The sequence below is a fragment of the Chromohalobacter sp. 296-RDG genome, assembly GCF_029889885.1.
Classification (GTDB): domain Bacteria; phylum Pseudomonadota; class Gammaproteobacteria; order Pseudomonadales; family Halomonadaceae; genus Chromohalobacter.
On sequence record NZ_JARANY010000204.1, the window covers coordinates 1 to 1,350 of the forward strand.

Genomic DNA, 1,350 nt, shown 5'->3' on the forward strand with positions numbered 1-1,350 from the left:
TCTCCGGGTTCCTGGGGGCTACCGCGCTTGGGATCCTGGCCTTCAAGGGGTTCACCACCATCACCAACAGCGGGGCCGAAATTCGCGATCCCCACCGTAACGTCGGTCGGGCCATCATCGTCTCGATCGCCCTGTGCGTGGTGATCTATGCGCTGGTGGGCCTCGCCGTCGCCAGCAATCTGTCGCTGACGGAGATCATCGCGACGCAGGACTACTCGCTGGCCGCGGCCGCACGCCCCGCCCTGGGCGAGGCCGCCGTCTGGTTCACCGTCTTGCTCGCCATGCTGGCCACGGCAGGCGGCATCATCGCCAGCGTGTTCGCGGTGTCGCGGATGCTGGCGATGCTGACCGAGATGAAGCTGGTGCCCCATCGCCATTTCCATATGCCCGGCAGCATCCAGAAGCACACCCTGGTCTATACCATCGTGCTCGGCCTGCTGCTGACAGCGTTCTTCGACCTGAGCCGCATCGCCGCCCTGGGCATCATCTTCTACCTGGTGATGGATATCGCCATTCACTGGGGGGTGTTGCGGCATCTACGCGATGCGGTGGCGGCCCGCCCGGCCATCCTGCTGACCGCGATCGCCCTCGACCTGGTGGTGCTGGCAGGCTTCCTCTGGGTCAAGGCCACCACCGACCCGCTGGTGCTCTACGTTGCCGCCGCCGCGATGGCCGTCATCCTGGTGGCGGAATACGTCTTTCTTTCCCGGCGGCCCGCCCAGGACGCCGACCACCATGCTCATTCGCATGACGCGAGTGGCAGCCACAGCAGGGAGGATGGAGCATGACACAGGACCACACCCATGAGGTCACGGACCCCGTCTGCGGGATGACGGTCGATCCTCACCATACCGACCACCGCGCCTCACACGCTGGAAAGACCTGGTACTTCTGCTCGGCCAGGTGCCAGCAGAAGTTCGAAAGGGACCCTGACGCCTACCTGCAGGGCGACGACACACCTGCCGAGCCAGCGCCGCCCGGCACGATCTACACCTGCCCGATGCACCCCGAGATTCGCCAGGAGGGGCCGGGCGACTGTCCCATCTGCGGCATGGCGCTGGAGCCCGAGACGGTCTCCGCCGATACCGGGCCCTCCGAGGAGCTCAAGGACATGACGCGGCGCTTCTGGATCGGGCTGGCCCTGGCACTGCCGGTGCTGGTGCTGGAAATGGGCGGCCATGTGTTCGGCCTCGATCACCTGATCGCCCCCCAAGTCTCGAACTGGATCCAGCTGCTGCTCGCCACGCCGGTGGTGGTCTGGGCGGGCAGGCCCTTCTTCGTGCGCGGCTGGCGCTCCATCATGCGCCGCAGCCTCAACATGTTCACCCTGATCGCCATCGGCACCGGGGC

The 1,350-nt window shown here is 66.4% G+C and carries 2 protein-coding genes; both read left to right on the plus strand.

Translation table 11 applies throughout. The features are described 5' to 3' along the window. The coding region (locus tag OP495_RS17880; protein WP_280571128.1) for an APC family permease at positions 1-788 on the plus strand (788 nt) is incomplete at its 5' end. Continuing rightward, positions 785-1,350: YHS domain-containing protein (locus OP495_RS17885; RefSeq protein WP_280571129.1), on the plus strand; the 566-nt coding region annotated here is incomplete at its 3' end. The genes OP495_RS17880 and OP495_RS17885, both read left to right, overlap by 4 nt.